This window comes from Gaetbulibacter sp. M240, assembly GCF_043876815.1.
In the GTDB taxonomy this organism is placed as follows: Bacteria; Bacteroidota; Bacteroidia; order Flavobacteriales; family Flavobacteriaceae; genus Gaetbulibacter_A.
In genome coordinates this window covers 113,729-131,421 of the sequence record NZ_JBAWKA010000004.1, presented here as the reverse complement: position 1 = coordinate 131,421, position 17,693 = coordinate 113,729, and the positions used below count along the sequence as shown (strand labels likewise).

Annotated in this window: 17 protein-coding genes; 7 read left to right on the top strand and 10 right to left on the bottom strand. The window is 37.8% G+C overall.

Annotation, left to right across the window (positions count from 1 at the left end; translation table 11 throughout):
- Positions 1–7: 7 nt before the first annotated feature.
- The 8 genes from V8G61_RS11815 to pabB all read right to left on the bottom strand — a co-directional run bounded on the left by V8G61_RS11815 (position 8) and on the right by pabB (position 9,704).
- Positions 8–622, bottom strand: a complete 615-nt coding sequence (locus tag V8G61_RS11815; protein ID WP_394875928.1) for an NTP transferase domain-containing protein — start codon at positions 620–622, stop codon at positions 8–10.
- Positions 623–627: 5 nt separating this feature from the next.
- Positions 628–1,650 (bottom strand): XdhC family protein, encoded by a 1,023-nt coding sequence (locus V8G61_RS11810; RefSeq protein WP_394875927.1) that lies wholly within the window; start codon positions 1,648–1,650, stop codon positions 628–630.
- A gap of 5 nt (positions 1,651–1,655) precedes the next feature.
- Complete coding sequence (locus tag V8G61_RS11805) at positions 1,656–3,872, bottom strand: molybdopterin cofactor-binding domain-containing protein (RefSeq protein ID WP_394875925.1); 2,217 nt, start codon at positions 3,870–3,872, stop codon at positions 1,656–1,658.
- A 23-nt stretch (positions 3,873–3,895) separates the two neighbouring features.
- Positions 3,896–4,357: a (2Fe-2S)-binding protein gene (locus V8G61_RS11800; protein WP_394875924.1), complete on the bottom strand. Its 462-nt coding sequence runs from the start codon at positions 4,355–4,357 to the stop codon at positions 3,896–3,898.
- Positions 4,358–4,447: 90 nt separating this feature from the next.
- Positions 4,448–5,404: a YheT family hydrolase gene (locus V8G61_RS11795; protein ID WP_394875923.1), complete on the bottom strand. Its 957-nt coding sequence runs from the start codon at positions 5,402–5,404 to the stop codon at positions 4,448–4,450.
- 3 nt (positions 5,405–5,407) lie between these two features.
- Positions 5,408–7,030, bottom strand: coding sequence for an adenine deaminase (ade, locus tag V8G61_RS11790; RefSeq protein ID WP_394875922.1), 1,623 nt, complete (start codon positions 7,028–7,030; stop codon positions 5,408–5,410).
- Positions 7,027–8,343: a tRNA lysidine(34) synthetase TilS gene (gene tilS / locus V8G61_RS11785; RefSeq protein ID WP_394875921.1), complete on the bottom strand. Its 1,317-nt coding sequence runs from the start codon at positions 8,341–8,343 to the stop codon at positions 7,027–7,029. Before tilS ends, ade begins: the two co-directional genes overlap by 4 nt.
- 68 nt (positions 8,344–8,411) lie before the next feature.
- Positions 8,412–9,704, bottom strand: coding sequence for an aminodeoxychorismate synthase component I (pabB, locus tag V8G61_RS11780; protein WP_394875920.1), 1,293 nt, complete (start codon positions 9,702–9,704; stop codon positions 8,412–8,414).
- Positions 9,705–9,750: 46 nt separating this feature from the next.
- On the opposite strand from pabB, the gene V8G61_RS11775 reads away from it, so the two are divergent.
- The 3 genes from V8G61_RS11775 (at position 9,751) to V8G61_RS11765 (ending at position 12,999) form a co-directional block, all read left to right on the top strand.
- Positions 9,751–10,671 (top strand): aldose 1-epimerase family protein, encoded by a 921-nt coding sequence (locus tag V8G61_RS11775; protein ID WP_394875919.1) that lies wholly within the window; start codon positions 9,751–9,753, stop codon positions 10,669–10,671.
- 40 nt (positions 10,672–10,711) lie between these two features.
- Positions 10,712–12,064, top strand: coding sequence for a DEAD/DEAH box helicase (locus V8G61_RS11770; protein ID WP_394876299.1), 1,353 nt, complete (start codon positions 10,712–10,714; stop codon positions 12,062–12,064).
- A gap of 152 nt (positions 12,065–12,216) precedes the next feature.
- Positions 12,217–12,999, top strand: a complete 783-nt coding sequence (locus tag V8G61_RS11765) for a S1/P1 nuclease (RefSeq protein ID WP_394875918.1) — start codon at positions 12,217–12,219, stop codon at positions 12,997–12,999.
- A gap of 69 nt (positions 13,000–13,068) precedes the next feature.
- Here the strand turns inward: V8G61_RS11765 and lpdA are convergent, their stop codons facing one another.
- A complete protein-coding gene (lpdA, locus tag V8G61_RS11760; RefSeq protein ID WP_394875917.1) occupies positions 13,069–14,469 on the bottom strand; it encodes a dihydrolipoyl dehydrogenase in 1,401 nt (466 codons plus the stop codon).
- Between the two features lie 118 nt (positions 14,470–14,587).
- Here lpdA and smpB point away from each other — a divergent pair, with 118 nt between their 5' ends.
- The gene (gene smpB / locus V8G61_RS11755; RefSeq protein ID WP_394875915.1) at positions 14,588–15,046 is read left to right on the top strand and encodes an SsrA-binding protein SmpB; all 459 of its coding nucleotides are present in this window, start codon (positions 14,588–14,590) and stop codon (positions 15,044–15,046) included.
- Between the two features lie 97 nt (positions 15,047–15,143).
- Here the strand turns inward: smpB and V8G61_RS11750 are convergent, their stop codons facing one another.
- Positions 15,144–15,362, bottom strand: coding sequence for a hypothetical protein (locus tag V8G61_RS11750; RefSeq protein ID WP_394875914.1), 219 nt, complete (start codon positions 15,360–15,362; stop codon positions 15,144–15,146).
- Positions 15,363–15,516: 154 nt separating this feature from the next.
- On the opposite strand from V8G61_RS11750, the gene V8G61_RS11745 reads away from it, so the two are divergent.
- From V8G61_RS11745 to V8G61_RS11735, 3 genes are all read left to right on the top strand, one after another.
- Positions 15,517–16,566, top strand: coding sequence for a proline iminopeptidase-family hydrolase (locus V8G61_RS11745; protein ID WP_394875913.1), 1,050 nt, complete (start codon positions 15,517–15,519; stop codon positions 16,564–16,566).
- 122 nt (positions 16,567–16,688) lie between these two features.
- Positions 16,689–17,258, top strand: coding sequence for a hypothetical protein (locus V8G61_RS11740; protein WP_394875912.1), 570 nt, complete (start codon positions 16,689–16,691; stop codon positions 17,256–17,258).
- Between the two features lie 68 nt (positions 17,259–17,326).
- A complete protein-coding gene (locus V8G61_RS11735; protein ID WP_394875911.1) occupies positions 17,327–17,692 on the top strand; it encodes a YybH family protein in 366 nt (121 codons plus the stop codon).
- The last annotated feature ends 1 nt before the right edge of the window (position 17,693 follow it).

Genomic DNA, 17,693 nt, shown 5'->3' with positions numbered 1-17,693 from the left:
TGTTTTTTTAAAAATTACTATTGAAATTATTTTTATAATCTTCCGGAGTATCAATATCGGGATTTTCCCGAGGAGGTTTTAATGTTTTAATAAAAGGCTCATGCTTTTTTAAAAGATTCCGTGCGCCATAATCATCATGGAGCTCAGTTAATTCCTTAAGATAACTAATATCAAAAATGGCAGGCACCCCAAAAGCCCTATTTTGATAAGAAGAAGCGATGATGCACTTTTCATTGGGCACAAATTCAGAACACATACTGTTTAGATATTCAGCTGTAATAAAAGGTTGATCACTTAGCGTAATAATAATATTACTGATTTTTTCTGGCGATTCTAAAATATATTCAGCAGCACAGGCAATGGAAGTCCCTAACCCTGACCTCCACTCCTCATTTTTTAAAATGGTGATTGATAAATCCTTTAGCTCATTTTTAATTTGTTCATAAAATGCTCCCAAAACAACAATGACCTCTAAAGGGTTTATTCTCATAGCAGTAACTACTGCATGACCAAGTAAGGTGTTATTTTCACTCCATTCCAGAAGTTGCTTTGGAGTTCCCATGCGCTTTGAAGCTCCTGCTGCTAAAATAACCACAGTTGTATGTGATGCATCTGCATTCAAGAAAATCACTGTTTTGCATGTATACGACCCACTTTCTTACTTAACGAAACAGGCTCCTGGGATCGAACGACACTTAAGATTTCCGACACAATAGAAATAGCAATTTCCTGTGGTGTCTCCGAGCCTATATTAATCCCGGCAGGACCATGGATTCGATCTGTAAATTCGATATCTACATCCGTACAGTATTCCATAAATTGAGATAAAAGATCGTCACGTCTTTTAGAGGGTCCTAACAAACCAATGTAGCCTGGTTTGGTATCCTTTAGGGCTACGAGATAACGTAAGTCGTTGGCAAAATTATGGGTCATTAGCACCACAGCTGTTTCCTGATCAATACCATCAGTGGGAAGATCCTCGGGCATAACAGCCAGAAGCGTTTTGGCTCCCGGAAAATCGTTTATGGTTTTGGCTTCTGAAACCCCGGCGATCACTGAAACCTCCCACCCTGTGTAGGCTGCGAGTTTGCATAATTGAACAGCATCGTGCTCGGCCCCAATAATAACTATTTTAAAACAGGGTGGCATGCTTTGCTTAAAAGTTAACAACTTGGTTTGATTATCTTCTTTTTTGGGGTTCGAAATCAAAAACCATTTGTCCCCTAATTTAACGGAAGATCCTAAACCCGGGTAAACACCTTCATTTTTATTATAATTAGACTTTACTTCAAAGGTATCACGCTCATCAATGGATTTCGAAAAAGTGGCCACAAAACCTTCTTCCGGAGCATATTTTTCGATCAAAATATATAATACCCCTTCACATCCCAACCGGTAGCGACCATCATAGGTCATTAATTTAGCTTCCCCAGTTTCAAAAACACTTTCAGCCTGCAATAAAATATCCTTTTCTACGCATCCACCACTCACTGCGCCTACCATTTCACCGGTTTCAAGAATTAACATTCTTACTCCGGGACGACGATATGAGGATCCATCCAGATCAACTACAGAAGCCAAAACCGAGGCTTTTCCTTTTTCAAGTGCAGCCTCGGCTTTTTCTATTATGGTTTTAAATTCGTGTGTCATATAAATTAGCCAACGACTTTATCCAGTTTTAAATGACTCATATAAGGTTGTTTATACAAGCGTTTACCTGTGGCTTTGTATATGGCATTAGCAATTGCTGCGCCAACTGGTGGTAAGGTAGGTTCCCCTAATCCTGTTGGATCAATATCATTATCAACAAAATGAACCTCAACCTGTGGGGTTTGACCCATCCGAATTAAGTTATAGGTGTTAAAGTTATTAGAAACCGGCACACCATCCTTAAAGCCAAAATCGCTATACATGGAATGTCCTATTCCATCAATAACGCCTCCCTTGGCCTGATTCTGGGCTCCTAACGGATTAACAACAATACCACAATCTACGGCACAAGTCACTTTTTCTACCTTAGGAACTCCATTTTCCATACGGATATCGGCCACTTCAGCTACATGGGAATTATGACAATAATAAACGGAAAGACCTTGATAAACACCATCTTCAGTTTTTCCCCAATTGGATTTTTCTACAGCTAATTTTAAAACGCCTTGTAAACGCTCCGGACTGTAATCAATATTAGGGTTAGGATTATTTTTAGCCTTTTCAAGAAGATCCATATGCATCTGGGCACGATCTACTCCTAATTCTTCTGCTAATTCATCAAAGAAACTTTGTTCAGCACTCGCTAAAAAATTTGTGTACGGGGCGCGCCAAGCACCTGTGGTAACATTACTGTTATAATGAGCACTATCTACTTGATAATTTTCTATGGCTGCCGCCGGAAAGAAATTCGGTATCAAACCGTACATATTGCCATTAATACAGGCTTCTTTAAGATGATATCCTGTAACTTTTCCGTCCTTTATGGATGCTGCAATACAATATTTCGAAGCCGGACGATAAACGCCTGTGGTCATATCATCTTCACGCGAAGACACCATTTTAACCGGCTTTTTGATTATATCAGAGATCTCCGCTGCCTCATAAACAAAATCACCATACAGACGGCGACCAAATCCGCCACCCATACGTGTCATTTCTAAATGAATATCTCCAATATCACGGCCTAGCAATTCTGAAACCACCTCCGCAGCGGCCTCCGGTGTTTGTACTGGGCCAACCAAATGTACTTTTTCAGGTGTTACATTAGCAAAAAAATTCATAGGTTCCATGGGGTTATGAGGTAAAAATGGTGCCTCATAGGTGCGTTCAATAACTTTATCTGCTTCAGCAAACGCTTTTTTAACATCACCATCAGAACGACGGGTTTGAAAATCATTCCCATCCAAAATAGCGAGTAACTGTGCATCTTGATCATCGGTACTTTCCAATTTTGAATCATTCTTCCAAGTGGCCTTTATAGCATTTTTTCCTTTGAAAGCTTGCCAGGTGGAATTAGCGATTACAACAACTTTATCACTGGGACTCATGACAAATGACCAGTTAGACTTTCCGGAATCAATATATTTCCGAATTTTATCACCTATAATGATCACATCGATCACTCCAGGAAGTGCTCGTGCTGCGGAATCATCATAAGATTCAAGGACCTGACCAAAAGCTGGAGGTCGCAATACGGAAGCATAAACCATACCTTCTTCGCTATAATCCAACCCGAACAATGGTTTACCAGTTACAATTTCGTCTATATCTACGTTGGCGGTATTCTGCCCAATAATCGTAAAATCTTTTGGATCCTTTAGGGTTACCTCTTCGGGTATTTCCAATGCAGCGGCCTCTTTAACCACTTCACCATACCCTAGTGTACGTCCGTCCTTATGTGAAATAACTCCTTTAGAGGCTGAACATTCTGAAGCATCTACACCCCATTTTGCAGCGGCCGCATTAATCAGCATTTGTTTTGCCGTGGCACCCGTTTGGCGCAGGGGCGTCCATGCTAATCTGATAGACTGACTTCCACCGGCAATTTGACGGGTAAAATTCTCAGTATCTAATGGTGCTTGCTGCACGTAAACATCATCCCAAAGCACATCTAATTCTTCCGCAATAAGCATGGGCATAGATGTTTTTACGCCCTGCCCTATTTCCGGGTTGGGTGCAAATATGGTCACTTTTCCTTCCTCAGAAATTTTGATGAAGGCATTAAAATCGTTATAATTTAATTGACTTAGATCCACCGGCATTTTAACATCCGATTTACAGGAATTAAATAAGTTAAACCCTATAAGCATACCACCACTGGCCAAAGCCGAAGTTTTTATGAAGGATCTTCTACTAAAATTCATTTGTTTTGAAGGTCTCATTTCTATTTACATTTATAAGGTTATTAACTTGATTTTTTTGATGCAACTTCCACTGCTTTTTCGATACTATTATATGAAGCACAGCGGCAGATGTTTCCGTTCATAGCATTTCGGATCTGAGTTTTGGTTGGATTAGGATTCCGCTCCAAAAAGGCCGAAGCTGTCATGATCTGACCGGACTGGCAGTATCCGCATTGTGGTACATCAACCTCTTTCCAGGCTTGTTGAACAGGATGAGATCCATCTTCTGACAATCCTTCTATAGTCGTAATATTCATTCCTTCTGCTTGGGAAACCTGCAGCAAACAGCTTCGCATAGCGTTTCCATCAACGTGTATGGTACAAGCACCGCATTGGCCAATGCCGCAACCGTATTTTGTACCCACTAAACCGATTTGATCTCTGAGAACCCATAATAATGGGGTATCCATATCTGCCTCAACAGTATGGCTTTTGTTATTAATTTTTAAATTGAATGTTGGCATGATTAGTAGTTGAAGTATTTATTCATAGACAATTTTATGTCTCTTTAAAAATACAAAAAATTAATCAGCCTTCGATATTGAAGTTTTATTTTATAGATTTTTTATGAATTCTAATCCTCGATATTCATTGTAATACACATTATTTTTATCAATAAAACCGACATGTCCACCGTAATTTGGCATTTCTAAAGACAGATTCGAATTATTTTTAGCTTCCTTGACCGGGTAACATTCGGGAGATAAAAAGGAATCATTCAGCGCATTAATAATAAGTGATGGTACTTTTATAGTATCCAAAAATTGCAAACTACTGCATTGCGCATAGTAATCTTCGGCATCAATAAAACCATGTGCTTTCGAGGTATAAACATCATCGAAATCCTTAAGGGTCTTAATATTCTTAATTGCTTCAGGGGATAAATACTCAGGAAAGTGCTTTTGTTTATATTTCAAGCGTTCCAGAAGTTCCTTAAGAAAGCGATCATGAAATAATTTGTTTTTAGGATGATGTAGTGCCTTGCAAGAACCATGTAGGTGACACGGTGTAGATATTGCAATACCAGCTTTTACAGCGTTTGGAACATGGTCCCGCTCTCCTAGGTATTTTAACACTAAATTACCTCCCAGACTAATACCGTAAAGAACAATTTGAGAGTATTCGTATTTAGATAGTGCAAATTTAATAACCTCATCTAGGTCCTGTGTCCATCCCGAATGATAACTGTAATAATTACGATTTAGCTCGCCGCTACAACCTCTAAAGTTCATCGCAATGGCATCGAATCCATGGTTGTTAAAATGTTTGGCAGCACCAGTAATATACGGTCGTTGCCCATGACCTTCAAGACCATGAAGCAAAATAATGAGTTTATTCGTTTTGGTCTCAGCATAACTCCAATCCAAATCTAAGAAATCACCATCCTTCAAAGTAATACGCTCTCTAGTTTGTTCTAGAGTAACACTTCGCAATAGGCCAGAGTAAACCGTTGCTAAAAAACCATTTCTAAAATAAAAAGGAGGTGTATAGGTTGAATGTATTACGGGCATAACTTAAGACACTTCTAAAGGTGTAAATGTAAAGGCTTTTCCATTAAATAACCCTTTATCACTTAATTTTAATTCCGGAATGACCAATAAGGCCATAAACGACAATGTCATGTAGGGTGAATGAAGTTTAGATCCCAAGCGTTTGGCTGTTTTAGTAAGCTCGGCGTATTGTTTTCCGAGAGTTTCACCGGCCTGATCACTCATGATCCCGGCTACAGGAAGTGGCACGACCTCTTCCTTGGTGCTGCTAACAGCACATATACCACCTTGATTTTCAATGAGTAAATTCACTGCTTTACAAATGGAGTCATCATCAACGCCTACAGCTATAATATTGTGAGAATCATGCCCTACTGACGAGGCAATAGCGCCTTCTTTTAAACCGAAATTCTTAATAAATGCCACGGCAGGTTTGCTATCTTTATAACGGTTAACTACCGTCATTTTTAAAATATCTTGGTGCGTATTCGACACTAAATTGTCATTAATAATAGTAGCTTGAGCTATAATCTCATTCGTTACCAACTGACCTTCTAAAGCTTCGATAACACGAATTTTTTCTGAGGTCGGTTTAATTTTGAAATCTGAAACAGATTTTTGGGAACATTTAAAATTATTGATATTCTCGAACGAAACCGATGGCATATGTGCGACACCATTTTCTGCAACCAAAATGCCATTTATAAATGTTTTTACCGGTTTGAAATCCTTTAGGTCCTCAACAACTGCAAAGTCGGCCGGATCACCAACATGAAGTAGACCAACGTCCAAATTATAATGTTTTACAGGGTTTACAGAGGCGGCTTGCAGCACTTTAAATACATCTATTCCTTTTGCTACAGCTCGTGCGCATAATTGATTTATATGTCCGAGAATCAAATCGTCGGGGTGTTTATCATCACTACAAAACATCATGTTTTCATAGTGCTCCGGTAGCAGATCAATGAGGGCTTCAAAATTTTTTGCTGCACTCCCCTCACGAATTAATATCTTCATTCCTTTTTGAAGTTTCTCCAAACCTTCTTCGTAAGTGAAACACTCATGGTCAGTAGAAATTCCGGCAGCAATATATTTAGAAATATCATCACCTAAAACGCCTGGTGCATGACCATCAACGGGTTTATTAAAATGTTTCGCCCATCCTATTTTCTTTAATACTTCAGGATCATCAAATAATACACCGGGATAATTCATCATCTCCGCCAGATATTTGATATCAGGATTCGCCAATAAGGTTCTAATGGCATCTGAGTCTATAGTCGCTCCAGCCGATTCAAAAGTTGTTGCCGGTACGCAGGACGGTGCACCAAAATTAAATTTAAAAGGCACCTTTTTTCCATTATCGATCATGAAATGCACCCCTTCAACACCCATAACATTTGCGATTTCATGAGGGTCAGAAACTGTAGCCACGGTCCCATGTACGACTGCGATTTTAGCAAACATACTTGGCACTAGCATAGAACTTTCGATATGAATATGAGCATCAACAAATCCAGGTATGATATATTGATCCACGTTATGATTCATAGTTTCAACCGCTGAAATACGACCGGCTTCAATCGTAATTTCACCTTTGAAAATACGTTTGTTCAATACGTCTACGATGTGACCTAGAATCTTCATGAGATAAGTTCAATTTTAATAATCTTCTTGGTATTCGAATCTACCTTGAAGCGATCGTCGGCACGTTTACCCAAAATCCAAACAATAGCTTCGCTGGAACATAATAGCAAAGCATTTTCTTTATCTAACAATGAAAATTTTTCATCCTTAAAATATTTACTCAAGGTTTTTTTACCACTCATTCCGCTTGGAAAAATCACGTCGCCTTCTTTTCTTATTCGCAAGATCAATGGAAATTGAAGCTTGTCTTTATCAACAAAAATACTTGTTGAGGCATCATTGAAAACCACATCTACTTCTGTGAAAACCAGAGACCCCAAAGGCGTTTCAACAGGGTCATTCAAATCAGGAATTTTTTTGGGTTCAAAAATTAAAGGTTCTGCATCGGTTAATATGAGGTGTTCTCTATCTTTTATCAAGCGATGCGAATCAGAATGCACGAACTTCCCCGGTTGTGCTTCTAACAGGTTTAAAACATCATCCCATTCTTTAAAGCCATAATCTTTGAAGATCTCAAAAAGATAGGCTTTTGGATTGTTCAGTTTATTAAATTCCGAAATGTCGTAAATAACTTTTTTAGAGTCTATATTTACAATGGCACGATTAAGGACCGCCTGCACACTTTCTTCAACAATGTCAGCCGTATCATTCAAATTATCAAGGGTACTCTGAAAACTCTGTAGCAAATTAGGATTGATGGTTTTCAATATTGGAATGACCTCATGTCGTAATTTATTTCGTAAATATTTGATGGAAGCGTTAGAACTGTCCTCGCGCCACTTTATCCTATTTTCTTCTGCAAAGACTTTAATGGTCTCATTTGAGAATGGTAAAAGGGGGCGGACGAACAAACCATTCACCACAGGAATTCCGGTAAGCCCTTCCAATCCCGTACCGCGTGTAAAGTTGATAAGAAAGGTTTCAAGATTATCATCGGCGTGATGAGCCGTTAAAACATAATCGAAATTAAGTTGTTCAGCCAACTCCGTAAACCAATTGTAGCGTAACTCACGGGCCGCCATCTGAATAGAACATTTGTGTTCTTCGGCGTAAGCCGTGGTATCAAAATGTTGAATAAAAACTTCTTTATCCAAGAGATCAGCGAGATCCGTTATAAAGATCTCATCGGCATCACTTTCGTCTCCTCTTAAATTGAAATTACAATGTGCCAAAGAAAAATTTAAATGGGATTGAGCACACAAATGGGTTAAAACGACACTATCAATACCACCGGAAATGGCAATAAGTAACTTACTTTCTGTTAAGAAAGCAAGTTTTTCATTTATGTGATTCTGAAACGCTTCTAACACCATTTTTTACTTTAAAATCCTCTTGATACACGGTTGTACAAACTTACAATTTTTAGCTTTAGCTATCGTGTTTATTGTTCTAAAACCGTCCGCATGGCTTTGGCCTTTACGAGGCATTCTTCGTATTCGTTCATGGGGTCGCTTTTAGCCGTAATGGCGCTCCCCACGGAATATGAAACGTATCTTTTAGTCGAATTATATAAAATACTACGAATAACCACATTGAAGTCAAAATCGTTTTCCGGTGTGAAATAGCCCACAGCCCCTGAGTACAATCCGCGTTTGGTCTCTTCAAGCGTCTCAATAATTTTCATTGCTGATATCTTTGGAGCGCCTGTCATACTTCCCATCGGAAAAGTAGTTTTAATAATATCCACAGGATGCATTTCTTTTTCCACCTTAGCCGTGATGGTGGAGATCATTTGATGCACCTGATCGAAAGAGTAAATTTGGCACAGCTCAGCTACTTCAACACTACCCTTAATGGCTGTTTTTGATAGATCATTACGCACCAAGTCTACGATCATGATATTTTCACTACGCTCTTTTGTGTCATTAGCAAGTCGCTCTTTTAAAGCCTTATCCTCTTCAGGACTTTCGGAACGCCTGGCAGTGCCTTTAATAGGCTGAGATAGCACAAGATCACCTGTCTTTTTAAGATAGCGTTCCGGCGAAGCCGAAAGTAAATACTTATCAAAACACTTTAAAAAACTAGCGAATGGCGGATTAGAAATAGCGTTTAGCTTGTTATAGATCTCAAGAGGTTCTATTTCAGTATCTTCTGCATAGAATTCCTGACAAAAATTAGCTTCATAAATATCACCGCGGTGAATGTGTTGCAAAAGGCTTTGAAGCTTTTCAAAATACGCATCTTTATGAATCCGTAAATGAATTTTTATAGGATCTTGTTTTGAAATTGTTTGCGCTTTTTCAATAACATTAATGTCATTTAAATCACGTTCAATTTCATCGCTAACCATGTTTAGATAACGGATTTCAATCTGGTCTTTTTTAATTAAGAATAGTTTCTTCGGTTGAAAAAAATAAAGATCGGGAAAGCCTAAACCGTCGAAATTATCCGACCTTAAATCTTCAACGGTGTTTTTTAGATCGTAGCTGAGATACCCGAAGATCCAGTCTTTCGTGGTCGTTTGGTAATCCTTTAATTGCTCAAAAGCATCGTAGTAATCCGTCTGAATACTCGTAAAAGCATCAACAGCAAGAATAGCTTCGAAACTCCCATACTTTTGCTCGTGTTGGTTGGAGTCTAACCAAAGAACATCATCAAACTGCTGCGCCCAAAGTTGCAGTTGTATTTTAAATGCAACAGGATTCTCAGGATTATAAAATTTTTTTGTTCTCAATAGCGATTCTTATGCATACAAAGTTACTGAGAATCATTAAAAAATTATGATTTTTGTATCTTACTTTCAAAGAAAATCTATGTATATCATTCGAAATTCCTTTTTAGAGATCGGCGTGAAAAATCCAGGTGCCGAACTCTGTCATATTAAAGGTGTAAAATCCAATTTGCAATTTATGTGGGATGCCAAACCTAATATTTGGGGAAGCCATGCCCCCAACCTGTTCCCTATTATCGGTGCTCTAAAAGATGATTCTTTTATTTTTGAAGGCGAATCTTATCATTTACCAAAACATGGTATCATCCGTAATAATTCAAAAGTCTATTTGGTAGAAAAAACTGAGGATAAACTCACCTTTGGATTGGATTATGATAAAGATACTCTGAAGCAATATCCTTTTAAGTTCGAATTCAGGATATCTTTCACATTAAATGACCATCGAATTTCTATAAATCATAGTATAAAAAATCTGGATTCTGAACCCTTATATTTTTCTCTTGGAGGACATCCGGCATTTCGCTGTCCTGTTTTTGATGATGAATCTTACGATGATTATTTTTTGGAATTCGAATCGGAAGAACAATCCAAAACACATCTGATAAATCCTGAAAACGGACTCATTTCCAATCGCACAAAACCTATTTTGAAAAATACCAAAACACTTCAATTAACTTATGAGTTATTCAACGAAGACGCCTTGATTTTCAAAGATCTAAGTTCAAGAAACATCCAGTTAAAAAGCAAAAAACACGGAACTCTTTTAACCGTGAGCTATCCCGATTTTAATTATTTAGGGATCTGGGCTAAACCCGATGGCGATTTTGTGTGCATCGAACCTTGGCTCGGTATTGCCGACCATGAAGATCACGATCAAAATTTTAAAACCAAAGAAGGTATTTTAAAACTCGATGCGTACGATCTATTTGAGGCGGCTTATCATATTGAAATAAACAAATCCCACCTTTAGCACTAGAAATAAAACAGTACCTTTGCCGCAAATAGCAGTTATGGCAAGCTTCGACGATTTAAATTTAAATACCCCACTACGCAATGCTCTGGAAGATCTGGGGTTTACTACACCTACCCCTATCCAGGAGGAGGCCTTTGGTGTTGTGGCTTCGGGCAGGGATATGGTAGGTATCGCGCAAACCGGTACCGGTAAAACCTACGCTTACATGCTGCCTATTCTTAGAAATTTACCTTACTCTAAGCAGGATAATCCTAGAGTCCTAGTCCTAGTTCCAACGAGAGAACTGGTTGTTCAAGTGGTTGATGATATTGAAAAGCTTTCAAAGTATATTAATAATCGGGTTTTAGGGGTTTATGGCGGAACAAATATCAACACCCAAAAGCAGGCTATTGCTGAAGGTGTGGATATATTGGTTGCTACTCCGGGACGTTTATACGACCTGGCTTTGACACGAGTTTTAAGATTAAATTCTATTCAAAAATTAGTGATCGATGAAGTGGATGTGATGCTTGATCTTGGTTTTCGTTATCAACTGACCAATATTTTTGATCTGTTACCCAAGCGACAAAATATCATGTTCTCTGCAACAATGACGAACGACGTTGATGCCTTAATATCAGATTTCTTTCAAGCTCCGGAACGTGTTTCGATCGCAGTTTCGGGAACACCATTAGAAAATATTGCTCAAAGCCGTTATAAAGTACCCAACTTTTACACGAAAGTAAATTTACTTATTGAACTTTTAAAAGATAGGGATACATTCAATAAGGTTTTGGTATTTGTAGCCTCCAAAAAAATGGCAGATCGATTATTCGAAGGTTTGGATGCCTTTTTTAAAGATGAGTTAGCCATTATCCATTCCAATAAAACACAAAATTACCGACTGCGAAGTATTGAACAGTTCAGAAAGGGTGATAACCGCATATTAGTCGCTACCGATGTAATGGCGCGTGGTCTGGATATCGACAATATCAGTCATGTTATTAATTTTGACACCCCGGAATATCCTGAAAATTACATGCATCGCATTGGGCGAACCGGACGTGCAGAACGTGAAGGGCATAGTATTTTATTTTCAACAGAAAAAGAAAATGAATTTGTAGAGCAGATAGAAAACCTGATGCAAATGAGCATTCCCACCATGGAAATTCCTCAAACGGTTGTTATTTCAGATGAACTCATTCCTGAAGAACGTCCGAAAATAAAAGAACACTACAATCCTTTAAAGCAAGGTGAAGACGATGCTCCCGGCCCGGCATTTCACGAAAAATCATACAAGAATAAAAAGGAAAATTTAGGAGGTAGTTATAAGTTCAAGATCGCTAAGAAGTATAATAAGCCTAAAACCCGAGGCGATAAAAATTATAACAAGCGCAATAAAAGAAAATAAAATTCACTTTTTTTACAGATTGCTTTTTGTCCTTGTTTTTCCAATCTAATCGAAAATCTTCGACTATGGAACCTAAATATAGGAGTAAAAGTCTCTTATTAGTTTCCATTTTATTTCAATATATATTTACATTTGTATTAAAATTATTGCATATGAAAAAATTATTTTGCGCCCTCTTTTTTGTAATTACAAGTTTTGCTTATGGTTTCCCATCCAGTTCATTCTGGGGCTCTACGGGTCATCGTGTTGTAGGTGAAATTGCTGAAACCTATTTAAATGTAAAAGCAACAAAAGCCATAAATAAGCTTTTGGATGGTCATGGTCTGGCTTTTGTTTCCACTTACGCTGATGATATAAAATCAGACAAACGTTATGACAAATATTATAGTTGGCACTACATCAATATGCCCATGGATCAGGATTACCAAGAATCAGAAAAGAATCCTGAAGGTGATCTGGTAACCGGTATCACAAAATGTGTAGAAGTTTTAAATAACCCGAAAGCTTCCAAAGCTGATAAAGCCTTTCATTTGAAATTATTGGTGCATTTTATTGGTGATTTACACCAACCTATGCATATAGGCCTTGCCGAAGACCGTGGTGGAAATGATTTTAAAGTTGAATGGTTTTATAAAGACTCGAATCTCCACCGGGTTTGGGATAGTGAGATGATTGAAAATTATAATATGAGTTATTCTGAACTCGCCGCCAATGCCGATGTTTTAAACTATCAAGAGATCAAAGATATTCAAAAGGGCTCTGTTGTAGATTGGGTAAATGAGGTACATCAATTAACGCGAGATGTTTATGCCAATGTAAAAGAAGGTGAAAATTTAAGATATCGTTATGCCTACCAAAATTTTACTACTGTTCGCACGCAATTGCAAAAAGCAGGCGTTCGCTTGGCCAAAGTTTTAAACGATATTTTTAGTTAATAAAAAATAGCATCATAAAAAAATCCCTTTCAGAATTCTGAAAGGGATTTTTTTAGACTTATTTTTAAATTACACGTGAAGCGCACGGTCTTCCGTGGCCGCAAGTGCAGCTTCTTTTATAGCTTCCGTGTAGGTTGGGTGCGCATGAGACATTCTCGCAATATCTTCCGCGGAAGCGCGATATTCCATAGCAACAACACCTTCTGCAATAAGATCGGCTGCACGTGCACCAATCATATGTACGCCTAAAATTTCATCAGTTTTCTTATCAGCAAGAATCTTAACGAAACCGTCAATATCCATACTGGCACGACTTCGTCCTAATGCACGCATCGGGAATTGACCGGTTTTGTATTCCACTCCGGCTTCCTTAAGCTGCTCTTCTGTTTTACCAACAGCAGCTACTTCCGGCCAGGTATAAACCACACCCGGAATTAAATTATAATCGATATGCGGTTTTTGTCCGGCAATAGTTTCAGCAACAAAAACGCCTTCTTCTTCCGCTTTATGTGCCAACATAGCACCTTTAACCACATCACCGATAGCGTAGATATTTTTAACCGCTGTTTGTAAATGATCATTAACTTCAACACGCCCGCGGTCGTCCAGTTTCACACCGGCGGCTTCAGCATTTAATCCATCAGTATAAGGCTTTCTACCCACAGAAACCAGGCAATAATCACCTTTAAATTCAACGTCTTCACCTTTTTTGTTTTCAGCCTTAACAATAACCTCATCACCTTTTCGCTCTACAGATTTTACTTTGTGAGACACTTCAACAGAGAATTTTGCTTTTTTGAAAACTTTATTCAATTCTTTAGATAAACCGCTATCCATGGTTGGGATAATACGATCCATATACTCAATAATGGTTACTTCAGCACCTAATCGGCGGTACACCTGACCTAACTCCAAACCAATAACACCACCACCAATAACGATCATGTGTTTCGGGATTTCTTTCAGCTTTAGCGCTTCAGTAGATGTTATAATTCGTTCTTTATCCAATTCGATAAATGGTAAATTTGCAGGTTTACTTCCAGTGGCAATAATGGTGTTCTTAGCTTCAATTTCAGTAGCATCATCTCCTTCTATAGTAATATGCGTAGCGTCTTTAAAACTTCCTAAACCATGGTAAACATCAATATTATTCTTCTTCATTAAAAAATCAATTCCACCAGTAGTTTGATCGACAACAGCCTGCTTTCTGGAGATCATTTTTTCTAAATTGACTTTTATTTCACCTGGAATATCAATGCCGTGTTCTTCAAAATGTTTTACGGCATCTTCGTAATGGTGCGAAGAATCTAAAAGAGCCTTACTCGGGATACATCCTACATTTAAGCAAGTCCCACCAAGCGTGGCATATTTCTCTATAATAGCAGTTTTTAAGCCGAGCTGCGCACAACGAATGGCAGCTACGTACCCTCCGGGTCCTGAACCTATAACGGCTACATCATATGATTTCATAATTTTATATTTGGTAAATCCTAAATTTCTAAATTGGCTTCAAAAATACGAATGTTTTGCGGGACGACCATATAAAAAATTAACATAAAGTATTAGAATTTATGTAGTTTTGTGCTAGATGCAAAAAAAGATAAACATACAGAATAAAAAAGCGCGTTTCCAATACGAGCTGCTCGATAAATACACTGCGGGTATTGTGCTAACAGGAACTGAAATAAAATCAATCCGGCAAAGTAAGGCCTCTATAGCTGAAAGTTTTTGTGAGTTTAATGATAAAGGGGAATTGTTTGTCGTTAATATGAACATTGAAGAGTACAAGTTTGGTAATTACTACAATCATAAGCCCAAAGCGGAACGGAAATTATTATTAAATCGCCGTGAGCTTAAAAAACTGCATAAAGAGGTAAAAAATTCGGGTTTAACCATCATCCCCCTTAAACTCTTCATTAATGATAATGGTCTGGCCAAACTCAGTATTGCGCTCGCCCGGGGTAAAAAATTATACGATAAGCGCGATACGATCAAAGACCGCGAAAGTAAACGACGTTTGGACCGCATTAAAAAAATCTATAACTAATTTTTTCTTTTCAATACCGGTAATAATTGGCACTCCATACCTATACATTTCTCTGTGAAAAAGAATGTATTGACGATTTTGTTTAGGGTAATTACGCTTACTTTTTTCCGAGAAAATCTCTCAAACCGGCTATACTAAATAAAGCACCAACTACAAGAGATGTATAATACCAGGGCTCACTCATGCTATAGCTATTTTCATCGAACATACTATTGATAGCACTTTGAAGATCATTGCCGGGTTTGTGATTAAGTGACCAAACTATAATAAATATACCGATGGCTATTAAAATAATGCCTCTTACTGATTTTTTCATGTTTATAAGGGTGTTTAAGTTAATACCAAGATACCATTTTTAAATCAATTAAAGTCTTGATTCAGTATTCTGATTTTAAGGAAATATTTTCTTAATTTAGAAGGGTGAATCCAACATCTTTTTCCATCACTTAATCGAATCAAATCAAACAACTATGAAATATTTAATTGCGTTATTCAGCTTATTCGTGTTTACGGCTAGTTGCAAACAACAAGAAGAACAAGCTTCAAGCCACGAAACTGAAAGTCAATATCTGGATTACTCAAACCGGGATGACGTGCTGAGTGGTGGGGTAAAAATGATTCCTATAAAAACTGACAAAGGCACTTTTCAAGTCTGGACCAAACGTGTTGGAAACAATCCCAAAATGAAAGTTTTATTATTACACGGTGGACCCGGAGCTACACATGAATATTTTATTCCTTTTGATTCTTATTTTCCTAAGGCAGAAATTGAATATTATTATTACGACCAATTGGAATCGGCCTACAGCGACCAACCTAATGATTCCACACTTTGGTCTGTTGATCGCTATGTGGATGAAGTAGAACAAGTGCGCCAGGCATTGGGTCTGGACAGTTCAAACTTTTATTTACTTGGTCATTCCTGGGGTGGCATCGTAGGCATGGAATACGCTCTGAAATATCAAAATAACCTCAAAGGGTTGATTATTTCTAATATGGTAGCTTCCGTTCCGGAATACAACAAATACGCACAAGAGGTTCTGGGACCACAACTTCCACCGGAAGTACTAAAAGAGGTTAAAGAGCTAGAAGCCAATAACCAATTTGATAACCCGAAATACAGTGAATTACTGTTTAAATATTTCTATACCAAACATATTTTAAGAATGCCTTTGGAAGACTGGCCTAATCCGGTAAACCGGGCATTCGCCAATATAAATCAGGACCTTTATATATACATGCAAGGACCTAGTGAATTTGGCATTACAAAAAGTGCCAAGCTTTTTACCTGGGACCGCAGTAAAGATTTACTCAAAATCACTGTTCCTACGCTAATTATAGGTGCTACTCACGATACCATGGATCCTAAATATATGGAATGGATGGCTACTCAAGTTCAAAACGGAAGTTTTCTTCTTTGCCCTGAGGGTAGTCATATGGCTATGGTAGACGACCAAAAAACCTATTTCTCAGGACTTATAGATTTTGTTAAAAATGTAGACCAAAAAGCCTCTGAATAAAATAATAATCAAATATTTAAATCGCTAAATGGATGAACAAGAAACCGTCATAAAATTTTAAGACTTTCTTAGCGTTTTTATAAGTGATTATAATTATTTTGCTTTTTTTTTAAAATACTACTATGAAATATCGCGTACTTATTTTAACTTTTTCACTCTTTGCTATAACGCTACAATCGCAGAATAAGGAAGATAAGACTCCCAAAGAAACCGAAAAGGCTCCTGAATTCACTATCGACAGCTCCCGGGTACTCACTCTAGATAAAACAATAAAAACCTTGTATCGAGTGATCTCTGGCGGAAAAGATGAAAAACGAAATTGGAAACAATTCAAATATTTGTTTAAACCCGAAGCAAAACTAATCCCTTCTGGAATGAACAAAATGGGAGATTATATGGTGCGCTACATGTCTCCAGACGATTACATAAAAAGTTCCGGAAAATGGCTAGAGGAAAATGGTTTTATTGAAAAGGAAATCAATCGAAAGATTGAAGCTTTTGGAAATATGGCCCATGTATTTAGCACCTATGAAGCCTATTTAAGTCATGATCAAAAAAAATCCTTCATGAGGGGCATCAACAGTATTCAGTTACAGTTTGACGGAAAACGATGGTGGATCGTCAATATATTCTGGACGCAGGAAACGCAATACAACCCAATACCAAGAGCCTATTTACCAAACGACTTTTAAGGATGTATAAATCGCTGATTATTATTCTCTTTTTCTGTTTATCCTGTTCGGAATCGAAAAAAGCCAAAATGACAGAGGTTTGGAAACAAGAAATCATCAAAACTGAAGAAGCTTTTAGTTCTATGGCTCAGAAAGAAGGTATGAATAAGGCCTTTCTGAATTTTGTAGCTGATGATGGCGTGTTACTTAGAAATAATACCATAATAAAAGGTAAAGATTCTATCAAAGCATTTATGAAGAATAGTACTTCAACAGGCCTATCATGGGCACCCAACTTTGTGGATGTTTCGGCATCAGGTGATCTGGCCTATACTTATGGAACTTACACGTATAAATATCAAGACTCTTTAGGTAGCAATAAATCCAGCCAAGGGATTTTTCATACCGTTTGGAAACGTCAGGCAGATAATACCTGGAAATTCGTCTGGGATTAAA

Excerpts from the sequence above, each read along its gene's own strand:
- V8G61_RS11810 (WP_394875927.1), bottom strand. The coding sequence starts at position 1,650 with ATGACACACGAATTTAAAACCATAATAGAAAAAGCCGAGGCTGCACTT.
- V8G61_RS11805 (WP_394875925.1), bottom strand. The coding sequence starts at position 3,872 with ATGAGACCTTCAAAACAAATGAATTTTAGTAGAAGATCCTTCATAAAA.
- V8G61_RS11800 (WP_394875924.1), bottom strand. The coding sequence starts at position 4,357 with ATGCCAACATTCAATTTAAAAATTAATAACAAAAGCCATACTGTTGAG.
- V8G61_RS11795 (WP_394875923.1), bottom strand. The coding sequence starts at position 5,404 with ATGCCCGTAATACATTCAACCTATACACCTCCTTTTTATTTTAGAAAT.
- ade (WP_394875922.1), bottom strand. The coding sequence starts at position 7,030 with ATGAAGATTCTAGGTCACATCGTAGACGTATTGAACAAACGTATTTTC.
- tilS (WP_394875921.1), bottom strand. The coding sequence starts at position 8,343 with ATGGTGTTAGAAGCGTTTCAGAATCACATAAATGAAAAACTTGCTTTC.
- V8G61_RS11775 (WP_394875919.1), top strand. The coding sequence starts at position 9,751 with ATGATTTTTGTATCTTACTTTCAAAGAAAATCTATGTATATCATTCGA.
- V8G61_RS11770 (WP_394876299.1), top strand. The coding sequence starts at position 10,712 with ATGGCAAGCTTCGACGATTTAAATTTAAATACCCCACTACGCAATGCT.
- V8G61_RS11765 (WP_394875918.1), top strand. The coding sequence starts at position 12,217 with ATGAAAAAATTATTTTGCGCCCTCTTTTTTGTAATTACAAGTTTTGCT.
- lpdA (WP_394875917.1), bottom strand. The coding sequence starts at position 14,469 with ATGAAATCATATGATGTAGCCGTTATAGGTTCAGGACCCGGAGGGTAC.
- smpB (WP_394875915.1), top strand. The coding sequence starts at position 14,588 with ATGCAAAAAAAGATAAACATACAGAATAAAAAAGCGCGTTTCCAATAC.
- V8G61_RS11750 (WP_394875914.1), bottom strand. The coding sequence starts at position 15,362 with ATGAAAAAATCAGTAAGAGGCATTATTTTAATAGCCATCGGTATATTT.
- V8G61_RS11745 (WP_394875913.1), top strand. The coding sequence starts at position 15,517 with ATGAAATATTTAATTGCGTTATTCAGCTTATTCGTGTTTACGGCTAGT.
- V8G61_RS11740 (WP_394875912.1), top strand. The coding sequence starts at position 16,689 with ATGAAATATCGCGTACTTATTTTAACTTTTTCACTCTTTGCTATAACG.
- V8G61_RS11735 (WP_394875911.1), top strand. The coding sequence starts at position 17,327 with ATGACAGAGGTTTGGAAACAAGAAATCATCAAAACTGAAGAAGCTTTT.